General features: G+C 57.4%; 18 protein-coding genes. 12 read left to right on the forward strand and 6 right to left on the reverse strand.

Features of this window, described 5'->3' with window-relative positions:
• Window positions 1–122: 122 nt before the first annotated feature.
• Window positions 123–650, reverse strand: a complete 528-nt coding sequence (locus ABWH92_RS09250) for a cytochrome b (RefSeq protein ID WP_375574116.1) — start codon at window positions 648–650, stop codon at window positions 123–125.
• A 122-nt stretch (window positions 651–772) separates the two neighbouring features.
• On the opposite strand from ABWH92_RS09250, the gene ABWH92_RS09255 reads away from it, so the two are divergent.
• Window positions 773–1,252 carry a MarR family winged helix-turn-helix transcriptional regulator gene (locus tag ABWH92_RS09255; protein ID WP_375574117.1) on the forward strand — a complete coding sequence of 160 codons (480 nt, stop codon included), beginning with the start codon at window positions 773–775 and terminating at the stop codon, window positions 1,250–1,252.
• On the opposite strand, the gene rutR is transcribed toward ABWH92_RS09255, so the two are convergent.
• Window positions 1,249–1,863, reverse strand: coding sequence for an HTH-type transcriptional regulator RutR (gene rutR / locus ABWH92_RS09260; protein ID WP_375574118.1), 615 nt, complete (start codon window positions 1,861–1,863; stop codon window positions 1,249–1,251). The genes ABWH92_RS09255 and rutR overlap by 4 nt on opposite strands.
• 181 nt (window positions 1,864–2,044) lie before the next feature.
• Here rutR and ABWH92_RS09265 point away from each other — a divergent pair, with 181 nt between their 5' ends.
• The 10 genes from ABWH92_RS09265 to ABWH92_RS09310 all read left to right on the forward strand — a co-directional run bounded on the left by ABWH92_RS09265 (window position 2,045) and on the right by ABWH92_RS09310 (window position 11,856).
• On the forward strand, window positions 2,045–3,298 hold the full coding sequence (locus ABWH92_RS09265; RefSeq protein WP_375574119.1) for a Zn-dependent hydrolase: 1,254 nt from the start codon (window positions 2,045–2,047) through the stop codon (window positions 3,296–3,298).
• Window positions 3,299–3,330: 32 nt separating this feature from the next.
• A complete protein-coding gene (locus ABWH92_RS09270; RefSeq protein ID WP_375574120.1) occupies window positions 3,331–4,089 on the forward strand; it encodes a hypothetical protein in 759 nt (252 codons plus the stop codon).
• Between the two features lie 11 nt (window positions 4,090–4,100).
• On the forward strand, window positions 4,101–5,555 hold the full coding sequence (hydA, locus tag ABWH92_RS09275) for a dihydropyrimidinase (protein WP_375574121.1): 1,455 nt from the start codon (window positions 4,101–4,103) through the stop codon (window positions 5,553–5,555).
• An 83-nt stretch (window positions 5,556–5,638) separates the two neighbouring features.
• Complete coding sequence (locus tag ABWH92_RS09280) at window positions 5,639–6,139, forward strand: hypothetical protein (protein WP_375574122.1); 501 nt, start codon at window positions 5,639–5,641, stop codon at window positions 6,137–6,139.
• Window positions 6,136–6,549 (forward strand): hypothetical protein, encoded by a 414-nt coding sequence (locus ABWH92_RS09285; protein ID WP_375574123.1) that lies wholly within the window; start codon window positions 6,136–6,138, stop codon window positions 6,547–6,549. The genes ABWH92_RS09280 and ABWH92_RS09285 overlap by 4 nt, the downstream gene beginning before the upstream one ends.
• Window positions 6,550–6,739: 190 nt before the next feature.
• Complete coding sequence (locus ABWH92_RS09290; protein WP_375574124.1) at window positions 6,740–7,531, forward strand: ABC transporter ATP-binding protein; 792 nt, start codon at window positions 6,740–6,742, stop codon at window positions 7,529–7,531.
• Entirely contained in the window at window positions 7,532–8,410 is an 879-nt protein-coding gene (locus tag ABWH92_RS09295) for an ABC transporter permease (protein WP_375574125.1), read from the forward strand. It begins immediately after the preceding gene.
• Window positions 8,410–9,282: an ABC transporter permease gene (locus ABWH92_RS09300; protein ID WP_375574225.1), complete on the forward strand. Its 873-nt coding sequence runs from the start codon at window positions 8,410–8,412 to the stop codon at window positions 9,280–9,282. The genes ABWH92_RS09295 and ABWH92_RS09300 overlap by 1 nt, the downstream gene beginning before the upstream one ends.
• 65 nt (window positions 9,283–9,347) lie before the next feature.
• Window positions 9,348–10,343 carry an ABC transporter substrate-binding protein gene (locus ABWH92_RS09305; RefSeq protein ID WP_375574126.1) on the forward strand — a complete coding sequence of 332 codons (996 nt, stop codon included), beginning with the start codon at window positions 9,348–9,350 and terminating at the stop codon, window positions 10,341–10,343.
• A gap of 364 nt (window positions 10,344–10,707) precedes the next feature.
• A complete protein-coding gene (locus ABWH92_RS09310) occupies window positions 10,708–11,856 on the forward strand; it encodes a cytochrome-c peroxidase (protein WP_375574127.1) in 1,149 nt (382 codons plus the stop codon).
• Window positions 11,857–11,887: 31 nt separating this feature from the next.
• Here the strand turns inward: ABWH92_RS09310 and tmpT are convergent, their stop codons facing one another.
• From tmpT to ABWH92_RS09330, 4 genes are read right to left on the reverse strand one after another with little or no spacing between them, the layout of a single operon-like run.
• Window positions 11,888–12,535, reverse strand: a complete 648-nt coding sequence (gene tmpT, locus ABWH92_RS09315) for a thiopurine S-methyltransferase (RefSeq protein WP_375574128.1) — start codon at window positions 12,533–12,535, stop codon at window positions 11,888–11,890.
• A gap of 48 nt (window positions 12,536–12,583) precedes the next feature.
• The gene (locus tag ABWH92_RS09320) at window positions 12,584–13,102 is read right to left on the reverse strand and encodes a CIA30 family protein (protein WP_375574129.1); all 519 of its coding nucleotides are present in this window, start codon (window positions 13,100–13,102) and stop codon (window positions 12,584–12,586) included.
• Window positions 13,099–14,019 (reverse strand): pseudouridine-5'-phosphate glycosidase, encoded by a 921-nt coding sequence (locus ABWH92_RS09325; protein WP_375574130.1) that lies wholly within the window; start codon window positions 14,017–14,019, stop codon window positions 13,099–13,101. The genes ABWH92_RS09320 and ABWH92_RS09325 overlap by 4 nt, the downstream gene beginning before the upstream one ends.
• Entirely contained in the window at window positions 14,016–14,996 is a 981-nt protein-coding gene (locus tag ABWH92_RS09330) for a carbohydrate kinase family protein (RefSeq protein WP_375574131.1), read from the reverse strand. The genes ABWH92_RS09325 and ABWH92_RS09330 overlap by 4 nt, the downstream gene beginning before the upstream one ends.
• Before the next feature lie 196 nt (window positions 14,997–15,192).
• On the opposite strand from ABWH92_RS09330, the gene ABWH92_RS09335 reads away from it, so the two are divergent.
• Complete coding sequence (locus ABWH92_RS09335; RefSeq protein ID WP_375574132.1) at window positions 15,193–16,968, forward strand: B12-binding domain-containing radical SAM protein; 1,776 nt, start codon at window positions 15,193–15,195, stop codon at window positions 16,966–16,968.
• Window positions 16,969–17,197: the final 229 nt, after the last annotated feature.

A 17,197-nucleotide genomic window follows, 5' to 3' on the forward strand; every position in this document is an offset into this window, starting at 1 on the left:
CGGGGCTTTCACCACCGAGCGCCCGACCTCGTTGATCGAGGTTCGGGCGAAAACCTAGGCGATGAAAAATCCTTCGTCCAGCCCAACTATTAGGCAGGCGATTAGGGTTGGGTCTTGTTGGACTAACTACGCTTGCCAAACCACATGCGGCTTATCAATCCGTCATGGCGCACCAGCTCGTGATAAAAAGCTGCTGCTATATGGCCAAGGATCAGGATCGCAAGGGCCGCTGCGAAGAAGCCATGGGCAGCCCGAGGCGCTAGCTCGTCGAACACTGGAAGTGGATCACCAGATCCGCCAAAAACGATAGGGGGAAGGCCGCCTAGCACGCTCATCGCGATCCCAGAACCCACGAGCGCGAACACCAAGAGATAGAGCGCCCAATGCGCCAGTCGCGCGATGCGGTTTAGGGCTGAGATTCCAATGTCAGCTTCCGGTGGATGCTCCGTCCGCAACCGGACGACCAGGCGCACCAACATCAGAAGAAGGATCACCGCTCCGCCGATCATATGAGAGCGCAAGGCATCGATTTTGGCTGGATCGCTTTCCGGGATTGGGTCGAGCGCAAAATTGCCGATCAGAAGCGCCGCGATAATGAGCAGGGCCAGAAGCCAATGAAGTGTCACAAGGACGGGATGGTAGCGGGTCATGGCATGCCTCCTTAGCGCTGCTGACAAGATCTTCTTAGCTCAGCTTCTTTATTGTTGCAATATGCAAATGTTGCAAAATGCGATTTTTGTTCGTAAGGCGCTGGCTATAGGGGTGAGTTCGGATGGCAGGTGAGATGGAAACTCTGGGCGAACAAGCACGCGCTGTGCGCGAGGCAAGCACGGGCTGGCATATTCAGCGTCTCGCAGGGCAGTTGGATCGCGCTATGAACACCGCCTTGCAATCACACGGGCTCACCGTTCAATCCTTTGCGATTGTTATGACGCTCATCGCAGACGCTGGTCTGTCGCAGAAGGAAATTGGGCAGCGGTTTAGTGCACCGGCTTATGCGATCAGCCGGGCGATTGATGGTTTGGAGCGCGATGGGTTTTTGGAGCGGCGCACTGATCCATCTTCACGCCGCGCCAACACGGTTCATGCCACGCAAAAGGCCAAAGACCTTGCGCCGCAGCTTTTTGCGGTTATCGCTGATGTGAACGCGCGCTTGTTGGACAGTTTGGATGAAGCTGAGCAGGCGCAGCTGATCGCGCTGCTTGCCCGTGTGCTCGCCAACAATGCGTTGAATTCAGCAAAGCCTGCCTAGCGCGGTTTAACACCGTTGAGCAGAATAGACAGCACCGCTTGCGAGGCCTGTTCATTGAAGCCTGGCTTTTGCGACTGCGCACCCGTGACCGCATCGATCTGCGCTTCAAAATCGGCATAATGCTGGGTGGTTGCCCAGATCATGAAAATGAGGTGCACCGGATCAACTGGTGCCAGTTTGCCCGCATCAATCCAACTTTGCAGAATAGTGGCTTTCTCTTCCACCAGTGATTTCAATCGCGTTTCCAGGAAGCCTTTGAGAATCGGTGCGCCAGCCAAAACCTCGGACGCAAAAAGGCGAGACGCTTGAGGCCGGTCCGCGGACATGCGCATTTTCAGCGTGATGTAGCGGCGCAGTTCTTCTACGGGGTCGGCGTCTGGGTCGAGCGTCATCAGCGGCGAGAGCCACTCTTCAACGATTTGCTCTAGGACCGTTTTGTAAATCGCCTCTTTGGAGGGGAAGTAATAAAGCAGGTTGGGTTTCGACATGCCTGCCTTGTCGGCAATCGCATCAATGGTGGCGCCATGATAACCGCGCGAGGAAAACTCGCTCACGGCCGCCTGTGCGATGGCGGCGCGGTTCTCCGTTTGAATGCGGCTGGGTTTAGACAAGGATCGAACTCGTGACCAACTGGGCGTGCAAAAAGGGCACCAAGAAAGACATAAAGTAGCGATTTCAGCAACGGCAGGCGAGAAAACTTTCGACCAAATGGTCAAAATCTTGACGTCGGGCCAATTGCGGTCTTCACTGCCCCAAACCGTTTGCAGCGATGAGGGGAACACCATGGGGTCTATGGGCAATCAACCGGGGGAAAATCTCAGGATCAATCCTGAACGCCTTTGGGATTCGCTGATGGATATGGCGAAGATCGGCCCTGGAATCGCTGGCGGCAACAACCGGCAGACGGTGACCGACGAGGATGCCGAGGGGCGGGCGCTTTTTCAGCGTTGGTGCGAAGATGCGGGCTTGACCATGGGCGTCGATCAGATGGGCACCATGTTCATGCGCCGTGAGGGCACGGATCCTGACGCGTTGCCCGTTTATGTCGGTTCGCACCTCGATACCCAACCCACCGGCGGCAAGTATGATGGTGTGCTCGGCGTGTTGGCCGGGCTGGAAATCGTGCGCACGCTCAATGATCTCGATATCAAGACCAAGCATCCGATCGTCGTCACCAACTGGACCAATGAGGAAGGTACGCGCTACGCCCCGGCCATGATGGCCTCAGGCGTTTTTGCTGGTGTGCTCGACCAGGCCGATGTCTATGAGCATACGGATGCTGAAGGCAAAAAGTTTGGCGATGAGCTGGAGCGGATCGGCTGGAAGGGCGAGGAAAAAGTCGGTGATCGCAAGATGCACGCCTTTTTCGAACTACACATCGAGCAGGGCCCGATCCTGGAAGCTGAAGGCAAGGATATTGGCGTTGTCACCCACGGGCAGGGGCTGCGCTGGATTGAGTGCACAGTAACCGGCAAGGAAAGCCATACCGGCTCAACGCCGATGCCGATGCGCAGGAATGCTGGTCGCGGATTGGCGCAGATCACCGAGCTTGTGCACGAGATTGCGATGGACAATGCGCCGAACGCCGTTGGCGCCATCGGTCATATCGATGTCTACCCCAACAGCCGCAACATTATTCCGGGCAAAGTGGTTTTCACCGTCGATTTCAGGTCACACGAGCTGGATCGGTTGAACGGCATGGTCGCGCGGTTTGAAGAACAGGCGCCGAAGCTTTGCGAAGCGATTGGCGTGGAGCTGTCACATGAGATCGTTGGTCAGTTTGATCCGCCAGCTTTTGATGAGCAGTGTGTTGGCATGATCCGTGAAGCGGCTGAACGACTGGGCTACTCACACAAGGATATCGTCTCCGGTGCCGGGCATGACGCCTGCTGGATCAACCGGCTTTATCCCACCGCGATGGTCATGTGCCCGTGTGTCGACGGCCTGTCGCACAATGAGGCTGAAGAGATCACCAAGGACTGGGCGCGGGCAGGCGCGGATGTGCTGTTCCATGCGGTGGTGGAGAAAGCGGAGATTGTAGGGTGATGCTAGATGAGGCGATCATATTGCACGTTTAAATGGACGAAGAAGAGCATTTTCTTGCGCGACGGAAATCACTGCGCAAGCAAGTGATCGAAAGCGACCAAGTTTCGCGAAGAATTGGTGTGCAAGAAGTCGACGAACGCCGAGGAAAGGCGAGTCACGTTTTTGCGTTGGCGGGCAACTTAGCTGTGAGCATCTTGGCTTTGGCGGACAATGCTGATCGTGAACTATACTTGGACCACAACTCAATTTGTGTGTTGACCCGGACACTGATTGAAGCTGTTTCGATGCAGTTTTATTTGGGCGACTTGGACTGCGATGAAGATGAATGGAGATGTCGAAAGTGGGTTTTAGATTTAAACGATTGTCACAATCGCATTGAGCTGATGAAAAACCTTCAAACTAATGACAAGGTCAATAAGGGGCAAAAAGCCAAGGTTCGGCTGCGAGACAGACTTAAGTCGAACGATTATTTGCAAACATTTAGCAAGCGAAAGCAGAAGGCGTTGTTGTCGGGCACAGAAGCTTTCATCAAAACGCCTCACGAAGTTCGAATGATGATTGGGTATCAGGATCAGCAGCTCAGGGGCATTTACCGTTTACTTTCTATGCACACACACGCCGGCGCATTCACCGTTGTGGGCGCTGCCGAGCGAGAGATGTATATTCCCAAGAGCCCATACTCGTATTCGCGCGCAGCACTTGGCTTAGAACTGACTGGTTCGACTCTCTCTGCCAGCACCAGGCACATGCTTGAACTGTTTCCTCGCGCATCACAGGATATCGAAAGTTAGGGAGACCAACCATGACCACCATCATCAAAAACGGCACGATCGTCACCGCCGATCTGACCTATAAATCCGACATCAAGATCGAAGACGGTGTGATCACCGAGATCGGTGAAAACCTGTCAGGCGGTACAGAGTTGGATGCCACCGGCTGCTACGTCATGCCCGGCGGGATCGATCCGCATGTACACCTGGAAATGCCGTTTATGGGCACCTACTCGTCGGACGATTTTGAATCCGGCACTCGTGCGGGCCTTTCTGGTGGCACGACCATGGTGGTGGATTTCTGTTTGCCTGAGCCGAACCAGAGCCTGCACGATGCGCTGCTGCGCTGGGATAACAAATCCACGCGCGCCAACTGCGACTATTCCTTCCACATGGCCATCACCTGGTGGGGCGAGCAGGTGTGGAACGAGATGGAAAGCGTGGTGAAGGACCGCGGCATCAACACTTTCAAGCACTTCATGGCCTATAAGGGCGCGCTGATGGTGGATGATGATGAAATGTTCTCCTCCTTCCAGCGCTGTGCCGCGCTGGGTGCCCTGCCGCTGGTGCATGCTGAGAACGGCGATGTGGTGGCGCAGCTTCAGGCGAAACTTCTCGAAGAGGGCAACAATGGGCCGGAAGCCCACGCCTATTCGCGTCCTGCTGAGGTGGAAGGCGAGGCGACCAATCGCGCCATCATGATCGCTGATATGGCCGGTGTGCCGGTCTATATCGTGCACACATCGTCCGAGCAGGCGCATGAAGCGATCCGCCGGGCGCGGCAGAACGGAATTCGGGTTTATGGCGAGCCGCTGATCCAACATCTAACCTTGGACAACTCGGAGTACAAGCATCCCGACTGGGATCATGCGGCGCGGCGGGTCATGTCGCCGCCCTTCCGCGACAAGAAGCATCAGGACTCGCTGTGGGCCGGGCTGGCTGCCGGCTCTCTTCAAGTGGTGGCAACCGACCACTGCGCCTTCACCACCGAGCAGAAGCGCAACGGTGTCGGCAATTTCACACTAATCCCCAACGGCACGGGCGGTCTGGAAGATCGCATGCCGATGCTCTGGACCAATGGTGTGGAAACGGGCCGGTTGACGATGAACGAGTTCGTGGCCGTCACCTCCACCAACATCGCCAAAATCTTGAACATGTACCCGAAAAAGGGCGCGATTCTGGAAGGCGCCGATGCCGACATCGTGGTGTGGGACCCGAACAAGGAAAAGACCATCACCGCGGGCACACAGCAGTCGGCCATCGACTACAATGTGTTTGAGGGCAAGCATGTGAAGGGCCTGCCGCGTTACACGCTGACCCGTGGTGTGGTGGCCGTGGATGATGGTGAGGTCAAAACGCGCGAAGGTCACGGCAAGTTCGTTGCTCGCGAGCCATTCCAGGCTGTCAACACCGCGCTTTCACAGTGGAAAGAGGTGACCGCGCCACGCAAAGTGGAGCGCACCGGCATCCCGGCGAGTGGGGTCTAGAGTCCTCGCGTTTGGATTTGTAGGGTATGTGGGCTGTTACTACGGACAAAGAAATTTGGCAGCTACGGGAGAGAGGCGCACTTGTGAGTGTGCTTCTGGCCGACGCGTACAATCAGAGTTTGCTCGATTGGATTTATGGTGTCTGGGATCAATTACACGCCGACAGCGGTCATGTTTGGCATATTGCGATCCCGAGCAAGAGGGCGGTACGCGATATCCCTGGGTCCGTGGTTGGTGTTCGAGACTATAACACCGACTTGGCTCGCGATCTGTGTCGGCAGTACGGTTTAAACGAGTCGGTTTTACCTGCACTGGTATTCGATAACTTCAATGAGAACGTGCGTCAGCAATACCTGTCATTGAACGGGAGAAGTGAAGACGAGCTAAGAAGGCTTTTTCTGCATTGCGCTAGGCATATTAGCGGCAAACATGAAAGCCTTCAGATGGTGGGGTATGAGAACATTAGTGCTGCGATTGACGAAGTGATCGGAGCAGTCAGGCTCGCAGATACGCGTCATGTACTTCTAAAGAAAGTGCCTGCCGTGTTCTCAATAATCTCACGAAGCGTGGGGATGACAGGATGATGAAGACTATTCTTTTGTTCGCGCTGACGAATGTATTGCTCGCCACTTCCGCGTTCGCTGCCGAGTTGCCAATTGAAGGCATCTACGGTGATGAGATGGGGTGCGAGCGGCTGACGCGGGGCCCCGATGCCATCGACGAGCCCGGCGGCATCAATGTCTATGCTGACCGGATCGAGGGTTATGAGTGGGGCTGTTCCTGGGCTGAGGTTTGGGAGTATCCGCACAGCAACGGTAGCGGCTTTGGTGTTCAGGGCCTGTGCGGCGGTGAGGGCATTCCGTTCTTGGAGCAATACATCATCGAACTTGGCTTTGATGACCCCAGTCAAATGACCGTCTTTGCCGCCAATGGCGACCCGCGTTGGGAGCTGAATTTGTGTGAGGGCGTGCCTCAACAAGGTGGCAAAGGATGAGTAGGGTGTCGACTCATTCAAAATCGTCATGGCCGGTCTTGAACCGGCCATCCAGCCCTGCGGGTTTTCATCATTCCAGCGCATGCATGTCTGTGCTGGATCCCTGGATCAAGTCCGGGGATGACGGCCGGCCATTTGGCAAACATCTTGCTCCGTCAAGAGCCAGCGAGACCCCTATGAAAGTATCCGCGTGACGACCCCACCCGTTATTTCCGCTCAAAATCTCGATCTCACCTTCACCACCAATGATGGTCCGGTGCATGCGCTGTCGGATGTGAATCTCGACATCCACAAGGGCGAGTTCGTCTCCTTCATCGGCCCGTCGGGCTGTGGCAAGACGACGTTTCTGCGCGTGATCGCCGATCTGGAAAGCCCAACGGGCGGCACGATCACTGTCGATGGCACCACGCCGCACCAGGCTCGGCTCAACCGCGCCTATGGCTATGTGTTTCAAGCTGCCGCGCTGTATCCGTGGCGGACCATTGAGGCGAACATCACGCTGCCGCTAGAGATCATGGGCTTTGCCAAAACCGAGCAGCGGGAGCGTGCGGAAAAGGCGCTGGCGCTTGTCGATCTGGAAGGCTTTGGCAAAAAGTTCCCCTGGCAGTTGTCAGGCGGCATGCAGCAGCGCGCGTCCATTGCTAGGGCCTTGGCGTTTGATGCAGACATTCTGCTCATGGACGAGCCGTTTGGCGCGCTTGATGAAATCGTCCGCGATCATCTCAACGAACAGCTTTTGAAGCTGTGGGACCGCACCAACAAGACGATTTGTTTCGTCACCCATTCGATTCCTGAGGCGGTCTATCTCTCCACCAAGATTGTCGTCATGAGCCCGCGCCCGGGCCGGGTGACGGACGTCATTGAAAGCACTCTGCCAAAAGAGCGCCCACTTGATATCCGTGAGTCGCCAGAATTCCTCGATATCGCCCACCGTGTGAGAGAAGGCTTGCGCGCCGGCCACGCCTATGAGGAGGCGGTTTAGGTGTTCGCCCGCTCGATCCTTCCCATTCTCACGGTTCTCTTCATCATCCTTGCCGCTTGGTACGCTGGCACGGTGGCGCTGAACTGGCGTATCGAGGCGGAGCGTTTTGAGCGCATGGGCCTTGAGAAAAGCACTATGGAAATGGTGCAGGCGACCATGGCGATGGATCGGCCCATCCTGCCGGCGCCGCATCAGGTGTGGAGCGAGTTTCAGGTGAGCGTGTTTGGCCGCGACCCGTCCTCGCCGCGCAGCCTTGTCTTCCACGCTTGGATCACGCTTTCCTCGTCTCTGGTCGGTTTTGCCATGGGCACGCTGCTTGGCATCTTGCTTGCAGTTGGCATCGTGCACTCCAAAGTGCTCGACAAATCGCTGCTGCCTTGGATCATCGCGTCACAGACCATCCCGATCCTGGCCATCGCGCCGATGATCATCATCGTCTTTTCAACGCTTGGCGTGCAGGGGCTGATCCCAAAGGCGTTTATCTCCACCTATCTGGCGTTTTTCCCGGTGGCGATTGGCATGACCAAGGGCCTGCGCTCGCCTGAGGCGATGCATCTCGATCTCATGCACACCTACAACGCCACGCGCAGCCAGACCTTCTGGAAGCTGCGGCTGCCGGCCTCGCTGCCTTATCTTTTCGCGTCGATGAAAATTGCAGTGGCCATTTCGCTGGTCGGCGCGATTGTTGGTGAGCTGCCAACCGGCGCGCAGGGCGGCATCGGCGCACGGCTGCTCAATTCTTCCTATTACGGCCAGACCATACAGATCTGGGCGGCGCTGTTCGCCGCGGCCTTTATGTCAGCGTTGCTGGTGTACGCCATCGGCTGGATAGGCACGTTTGTGAACAAGCGCATGGGCGCGCGTGAGGCGAGCGTATGATGGGTCTCACCGGAACCAGCCTGTTATGGGCGGCGCTCGCCTTCTGGATTGTCGCCTGGGCGGCCAACCAACGGCTTGCCGGATTGAACCTTTCTGGTGCGCCCAAAGTGCTGATCAATCTTCTGATCCCGGTGCTTTTCGGCGCGACGCTGCTGGTGCTCTGGGAAGGGATTACGCGCGGGCTGGACGTACCGCAGGTGGTGATGCCGCCTCCCTCCATGGTGTGGGAGCGGATCGTTTCGAGCACCGATATTCTCTGGGCTGATTTCCAGCAGACGTTCCTGAAAGCGGTCATCGCCGGGTACGTGATGGGCTGTGGGCTGGGATTCGTGGTTGCGATCCTCGTGGATCGTTCCCCGTTCTGGAAAGCCGGCATCATGCCAGTGGGCAATTTGATGTCCGCCCTGCCGATCATCGGCATCGCGCCCATCATGGTCATGTGGTTCGGGTTTGACTGGCCTTCCAAGGCTGCTGTGGTCGTCGTGATGACGTTCTTCCCAATGCTGGTGAACACGTTGGCAGGCCTCAATGCGTCCGGGCAGATGGAGCGGGATTTGATGCACACCTACGCATCGTCCTATCCGCAGACCCTCATCAAATTGCGCCTGCCTGCGGCGATGCCGTTCATCTTCAATGCACTCAAAATCAACTCCACGCTGGCGCTAATTGGGGCAATCGTTGCAGAATTTTTCGGCACGCCAATTGTCGGTATGGGCTTTAGGATTTCCACTGCCGTTGGCAGCCTCAACATCGATCTGGTGTGGGCAGAAATTTTCGTCGCCGCCTTGGCAGGCTCGCTCACCTATGGTGCGATAGCGTTGATTGAACGTCGGGTTACGTTCTGGCATCCGTCCAACCGGCGGGCGCGATAGTTTTGAAGAATAAGGGGAATGGGCGCCGCAAAGGTGCTCACGAAAACTGGAAGGAGTTCCAACTTATGAAAACCGCAACCAAACTTTTGGCAGGGGCCGCGTTGTTGGCATCCTCGTTCTCGGTGGCCGCGCCTGCGCTGTCTGCCGATGAGCTGACGTTGCAGCTGAAATGGGTCACGCAGGCACAGTTTGCCGGCTACTATGTGGCGCTGCATGAGGGGCTCTATGAAGCTGAAGATCTTGATGTGACCATCAACCCAGGTGGCCCGGATATTGCACCACCGCAGGTGATCGCCGGTGGCGCTGCCGATGTGATCGTTGAGTGGATGCCAGCCGCCTTGGCTGCGCGCGAGCGTGGCGTGCCGTTGGTGAACATCGCTCAGCCGTTTGCACGCTCTGGCATGATGCTGACCTGCCGCGCTGATAGCGGTGTTTCCTCACCGGAAGACTTCCCGGGCGAAACGCTAGGCGTCTGGTTCTTCGGTAACGAATATCCGTTCCTTTCCTGGATGAGCCAGCTTGGTATCCCCACCGATGGTGGTGATGAAGGCGTGACGGTTGTGCGCCAGGGCTTCAATGTTGATCCGCTCATTCAAGGTCAGGCCGCCTGTGTCTCGACCATGAACTACAACGAGTATTGGCAGGTGATTGATGCTGGCTTCTCGCCGGACGATCTGGTGGTGTTCAACTACACAGACCAGGGCGTCGCGACACTGGAAGATGGCCTTTATGTGCTTGAAGAGTCGCTGGAAGATCCAGAAATGGTCGACAAGCTGACCCGTTTCGTGCGCGCTTCTATGGCCGGCTGGACCTGGGCGCAAGAAAACCCAGAAGAAGCTGCGATGATCGTTCTGGAGTATGATCAGACCGGTGCGCAGACCGAGGCCCACCAAGTTCGCATGATGGGTGAGGTCAACAATCTGACCGCTGGTTCCACCGGTGTGCTGGATGTTGCGGCTGCTGAAACCACTGTGGACTCACTGCTCTTTGGTGGCGATGACCCGGTGATCACCGAGCGCCCAACCGGTGCTTGGACATCTGTCGTCACGGATGGGCTGTAAGCCGATCTGTTGATGGTCCAACACGCTCCGTTCTTACAGGACGACCGATAAGTTGGATGACGTCATGACTGGTGGAAACAGCATCCATGGCGTCATTCTCGGACGTGATCCGAGAACCTCGGACGAGATGAGTCATCAAAAACAAAAGGGCCGGGAAACCGGCCCTTTTTTGTATTGCTGAACGCCATGACACCGTCTCTCACGACCAGGCATGAGGCGCGGGAGGCCTTGTTCTAAGGGAGTGCTGGGAAATGAGGCCTGCTTGGCCATTGGCATGGCGCCAACTGCGGTGGACTACGCATAAGCGTTTGCGCAGATAGGCCGGTCAACCGGTTCATGTTTAACAGGCGTGTAGGAGACTTCTATGCGCTTTCTCGTAATCCCCCTCGCGCTCGTTCTCACATGTGTTGCCACCTTTGGCTTTTCCACTCGCAACACCGTGGATGTTTCGACGGTTGACCTGGCAAACCTCGGCGAACAGCTCTTTTTTGACGTTAATCTCTCGGCCAATCGCACCCAGTCTTGTGCCACATGCCATGACCCAGACTTTGGTTTTGCCGACCCTCGCGGCATGGCGTCGCTTGGTGATGATGGCGTTTCGCTGGGTGATCGCAATGCGCCAACGGCAGCGTATGCGGCGCTGACGCCGCGGTTTCATCAAAATGAAGATGGCGAATGGATGGGCGGCCAATTTTTGGATGGCCGCGCTTCAACGCTGGAAGACCAAGCCGGTGGTCCACCGCTCAACCCGATTGAGATGGGGATGGCCGATGAGGCTGCGGTTGTTGAGCGTTTGATGGAAGATCAAAGCTATCTGGAACAGTTTCCTGCGCTCTTTGGCGCCGACATTTTTGATGATGCTGAGGCCGCCTATCGGGCGATGACGCAAGCCATTGCAGCCTTTGAGCGAACGGATGAGTTTTCGCCATTCGATTCCAAATATGATCGTTTTCTGCGCGGCGAAGCGACCCTGACAAATGAAGAAGAGCTTGGTCGCCTGTTGTTCTTCTCGCAGCAATTTACAAACTGCAATCAATGCCACTTGGTGGCGCGCAGCGCGATGGACCCGCGCGAAACGTTCAGCGATTATCTCTATCACAATGTTGGAACGCCGCTTAACCCGGTGCTTCGTGAGCTGAACGGTGTGCCTCAAGGCACCATTGATGTTGGACTTGCTGACAACCCGGCCCTTGATGGTGCGCCTGAAGCGATGGGCAGGTTCCGCACGCCGACCCTGCGAAACGTGGCGGTCACCGGTCCTTACATGCACAATGGTGTCTTTGCTGATCTGCGCACCGTTGTGCTGTTTTACAACACCTACAACACCCAGTCGGAGGAGCGGTTGATCAATCCCGAAACAGGCTTGCCCTTTGATCCGCCACCCATACCCGACACGCTGTCGCTTGAAGAACTGGAGCACGGGCCAGCGCTCGATGATCAGCGTGTGGATGCGCTGGTTGCGTTTTTGAAGACGCTGACCGATGCGCGCTATGAGCATCTGCTTGAGGAGTAGGTGCTGGAACGGTGGCATGACCTCCGTCCCGCTATGGCGCTGACTGCGGCGTTAGCAACCAAACTTGCTCTTGGCCGCTGCACCGCTCTGCCAGCGCACCGGAAATCGCCGTGTCGGACATCAGCTCTCGCGTAAACGTCTCATCGTAATAGGTTGCGATTGTCTTGCTGGGCACTGAGAAAGGCGGTCCGCTCATCTGGCTTTGGTCATAGTCGAAGGCGACCAGCAGTTGGCGCGCCTTATCGGTGATCGCCATGAGGTGCTGGGCGTAGTCGGCCCGCATGCTGTCCGGCATTGCAACCAAAGCGGCGCGATCATAGACAGCGTCCACCGGTCTAATATCGTCTGCTTGCAGCTGGAAAAAATCGCCAACAAACACGGTGAGCTCTTCGGCGCTGTAGCGTTTCAAAGCGCCGATCTGCGTGACTTCCGGCGCTAGCTGCAGACGCTCAAACACCTCCTGCACAGCGCCTTCGTTGAGTTCAGCGCCTATGACTGTCAGGCCCTTGGCGAGCAGCCAATCCAGATCGAACGACTTGCCACAGAGCGGCACAAAGACCTTGTCACCGGCTGAAAGCTTCAACCGATCATAGTTTTCGGTGAGCAGCGGGTTGGGTTCGGCTTCGTGAAAGGCGATGCGGTTCTCGCGCCAGCGTTCTTGCCAAAAGGCGTGCTCCATCACGACCTCCATTGTTTGTTCGCAGTAGCAGGATGCCGCGTACGGCGATCAGTAAAACCGCACGCCACCGACGCTTACATCTGCATCAAAGGCGCGTCCAATCGCCAGAACGCCGATCCGGCGAAGTTTGGCGGGGTTGAGCGGTGTTTCGATCCGGTGTGGCACGAAATCGGAAAACGGGATGTGGTGCGTTTCCCATTCCGGTCCAGCGATGAAGCTTTGCCGATAGCTTTGCCAAGGGCGCGTCACGTCGGTTGTGCGCAGGTGCAGGTTGTAGGTCTCATCATTGCCCAAAACATCCAGGGCTATGCCGTTAAAGACGCTGGCGTCTACCGCTGCGCCATTGGGCGCCAAGTCCAGCGCCATTTGGATGAAACCGCCATTGTTCTCCAAGCTGACGGCCCCGCGCATGCGATAAGCCTCTCGCCCCGCCACCCTCTCACGTGCCATGGCGCCTTGCGACACGCCGCCCATCACCCCATCGGCGATGAACTGCCAGTTCGCGCCATTGCTCGCTTGCGGGGCAGGGCGGCTAAGATCGTCGATGATGGGCGATAGACCGCTCATGCCAGCGCTTTGGCGATCTCTGTGGCGAGCCGAGCATTGTTTTTCACCAGCGCGATGTTGCTGGTGAGGCTTTTGCCGTCGGTCAGCTCCAAAAGGCGGGCGAGCAGAAAGGGGGTGACCGCTTTGCCGGTGATGCCTTGGCTTTCAAGATCAGCTTGCGCCTGCGCGATGTAGCCTTGCATCACGTCTTGCGAGATTTCATCGGACGTTGGAATTGGGTTGGCGACCAGCATCCCCCCGTCCACACCAAGTTGATCGCGGGTTTTTTGAAAGGCGGCGATCTCTTGCGCGCTGTCGATGCGCAGCGGAATGGGAAGATCGGACGTTCGCGACCAAAAGGCGGGCATCACGTCCGTTTGGTAGCCGACAACTGGCACGCCCTGCGTTTCCAGCACTTCAAGAGTCTTTGGAATGTCCAGGATGGCTTTGGCGCCAGCCGCGACCACGATCACGCCGGTGCGGCCCAGTTCGATGAGGTCGGCGGAGATGTCGAAGCTCTCGCTCGCGCCCTGGTGCACGCCGCCAATGCCGCCGGTGGCAAACACTTTGATGCCCTCCATGTGCGCCACCATCATCGTGGCCGCCACGGTCGTGCCGGCGTTCTCGCCGCTGGACACGGCGAAGGCGAGGTCAGCGCGTGACGCTTTGCGGGCATCTTTGGTTTGGCCTAAGGCGGAGCGTTCCTCATCGCTCAGACCCACCTTGATGCGACCTTCCACCACCGCGATCAAAGCAGGCGTCGCGCCGCCTTCTGCGATGATGTCTTCCACTGCTTGCGCCATCTCAAGGTTCTGCGGGTAGGGCATGCCATGGGTGATGATGGTGCTTTCCAGCGCTACCAGCGGACGGCCCTCTGCCAGAGCATCGGCAACTGTCGGGTGGATATCGATGAGGGCGCTGAAGGGCTGGGAAGTCATGGTGTGGGCAGCTTTCGTGAGGTGATGCGGGCCAGGCGTTCGGTTTGCGCGTCCAGCCACGTAGGGCTGAGATCAGGCAGAACATCCTGATCGGATTCAAGCGTAAAAGTGGCGAGTACGGCGCCGAGACGTGATGCGTCCACCAAGGATTGGCCGTTCATGAGGCCATAGAGCGTGCCGGACATCAGCGCATCGCCCGCACCGGTGACGTCGAGCGGTGCGGCATCCAGGCTTGAAACATGCGTGATGCCCGTTTCATCAGCGATCAAATGGCCTCTGGCGCCTAGGGTGAGGACCACACCCTGTGCGCCGCATGCGTGCAGCATCTCAGTGAGGCGTTCTGGCGCTTCTGTTCTTTCACCCAGCATAGCGCGGGCTTCGTCGGCGTTGGTGAAAAGCACATCCACGGCGGACAGGTTTTCTGGCAGTCGGGTGGCCTTGGGTACGGATACGGTGTTGATCGCGAGCTGAGCGCTGGTCTTTGCTTTGTGAAGCAGCAAGGCGTGCAACGTGGCTTCAGGCAGGTTGCAATCGGCGAAGATCCAGCGGCTCTCTGCGATGTGCGGCCAGGCGTTTTCCAGCGTGTCCGGCGTGATGGCTTCAAAGGCATCCATCGCGGCGATGCCAATGTGCAGCTCGTTGTCTTCATCGAGGATGGCGACATACTCAGCGGTTGTGAGGGTCGGTGAGACTGTCGTCTGGCGCGCATCCACGCCCAGCTCTGTCAGGTGGTGTAGGATTGCCCTGCCTGCTGAGTCATCGCCGACCAGCGACACCAGTCCAGCCGTTTTTTGCAGCCGTGCCAGCGTTTCGGCCACATTGCGCGCCACGCCGCCAAAGGTCTGATGGGTGGTGCTGGGGTTGGACGTGCCGGTGATGAGCCGCGCCTTAGCGTGATATTTGCGGTTGATCGCCGCCCCGCCGACGCAGACCAGATCGTGAATTGGTGGCGTTTCAGTATCAGGAGGGATGGTCATACAGCTCAGGCTCGCAAGGAATGGCCCAGCCTATAGCCAAGCGCGCTGTGATGGGAACTCTGCGGACATGGGCTATCAAGCATGGCTGAGTCTTGACCCTAGGGCGGACTGGATTCGCCAAGTGCATAAGACTGTGCTTTGCTACCTAACGTAATATGCGACCTGACCCCAACCACAGCGTGTAAGGGATGCAAGCATGGCACGCGACTTTCATTTGGTGATGATCAAGCCATCGCACTACGATGATGATGGCTATGTGATCCAGTGGTATCGATCGCTGATACCTTCCAACACGCTGGCAGCGCTGAATGGGCTTGGCGAGGATTGCAAAGCCCGCAAGGTTCTCGGGAACGACACCGATCTCGTCCTCTCCACCTATGATGAAACCAATGCACGGGTGAACCCAGCCAGGATCATGCGCGGGTTGCCGGAGGATCGAACAGCCTCTCTCATTGCGCTGGTGGGCGTTCAGAGCAACCAGTTTCCGCGCGCCTGCGATATCGCCAAGCCGTTTCGTGACCAGGGCTATCAGGTCGCCATTGGGGGGTTTCACGCGTCGGGCTGTATTTCCATGCTTGATGAGATGCAGCCGGATGTGCAGGCCGCGCTGGATATGGGCATCACGATCTTTGCTGGTGAGGCGGAAGACCGGCGCTTTGACGATATCTTGCAGCACGCCAATTCCGGCACGCTGCAGTCGCTCTACAATTTCATGAACGATCTGCCGGACATGACCGGGCAGCCGGTGCCGATCCTGCCAGCCAAACATATTGGACGCACGGCGGGCAGTCACTCTTCGTTCGATCTCGGGCGCGGCTGCCCTTTCCAATGCTCGTTCTGTACCATCATCAATGTGCAGGGGCGTAAATCCCGCTTTCGCTCCGCCGATGATTTGGAACGCATCATCGTTGAGAACTACGCGCAAGGGATCGACCGATTTTTCATCACGGATGACAATTTTGCTCGCAACAAGGATTGGGAGCAGTTCTTCGACCGGCTGATCGAGCTGCGCCAAGACCGCGGAATGAATGTGAAATTCGTCATCCAGGTCGATACGCTCTGCCACCGGATCGAGGGATTTATCGATAAGGCTGCTCAGGCCGGTGTCAGCCGGGTGTTTATCGGCCTTGAGAACATCAACCCGGACAATTTGCTGGCGGCGAAGAAAAAGCAGAACCGCATCGTAGAGTATCGAGAGATGCTGCAAGCCTGGAAAGAGCGCCGGGTGACGACTTATGCCGGCTACATTCTCGGCTTTCCCGGCGATACCTACGAGTTGATCATGCGTGACATCGACATTGTGAAGCGTGAGCTGCCGCTTGATCTTTTGGAGTTTTTCTTCCTGACACCGTTGCCGGGTTCAGAGGATCACAAAGTGCTGCACAGCCGGGGCGAGTGGATGGACCCGGATATGAACAAGTACGATCTGAACCATCGGGTCTCGCATCATTCCAAGATGAGCGATGAGGAGTGGGAGAAGGCCTATCACGATGCCTGGGATCGCTATTATTCGCCCGATCACATGGCCACCGTCATGCGTCGGATGGCGGCCACGGGGCGCTCTCCGACCAACATCATGATGCTCATGTTGATCTTTGCTGGATCGGTGAAAATCGAGGGCGTGCATCCGCTGGAGTCAGGGTTCTTCCGCCGCAGGTCGCGGCTGGATCGTCGTCCAGGTTTGCCGATTGAACCGGTTTGGCGTTTCTACCCGAAAATCGCCTGGCAGATGGTCGCGAGCCAGGCCCGCTGGCTGGGGCTGCTCGCCTCGGTGTTTCCCGATTATTGGCGGATCAAGCACGACAAAAACCGCCGTGACTATGTGGATCTTGCCACCAAGCCGGTGGAGCTGGACGCGTTTGATGATCTGGACATGATCTCTAAGACACGTGGCGGGGATGCGGCGCTGGCCAAAGTCCGGGTTAACATGGAGCGGGCGCAGGCGCGCGAGGCGCAGAAGGCCTCAGCTTAAGCGGATCGAAGCGGGTACTCACCCCACACAGCTGATCTCCACGCGACGGACTTCATCTCAGCCTTGAGTTGGGGTCCATGCCTGAGGCTGATCCGGCATCATCGATGGTTGCCGCGTCCATTGGAATGGATCCTCGGGACAGGCCCGAGGATGACGATTGGGGTTTCGACAAGCTCTGTCGTCATGGCCGGACTTGATCCGGCCATCCAGCGACTCTGCGTTCAGTATG

Origin of the sequence: Ahrensia marina (assembly GCF_042140245.1) — a bacterium.
Lineage (GTDB): Bacteria > Pseudomonadota > Alphaproteobacteria > Rhizobiales > MH13 > MH13.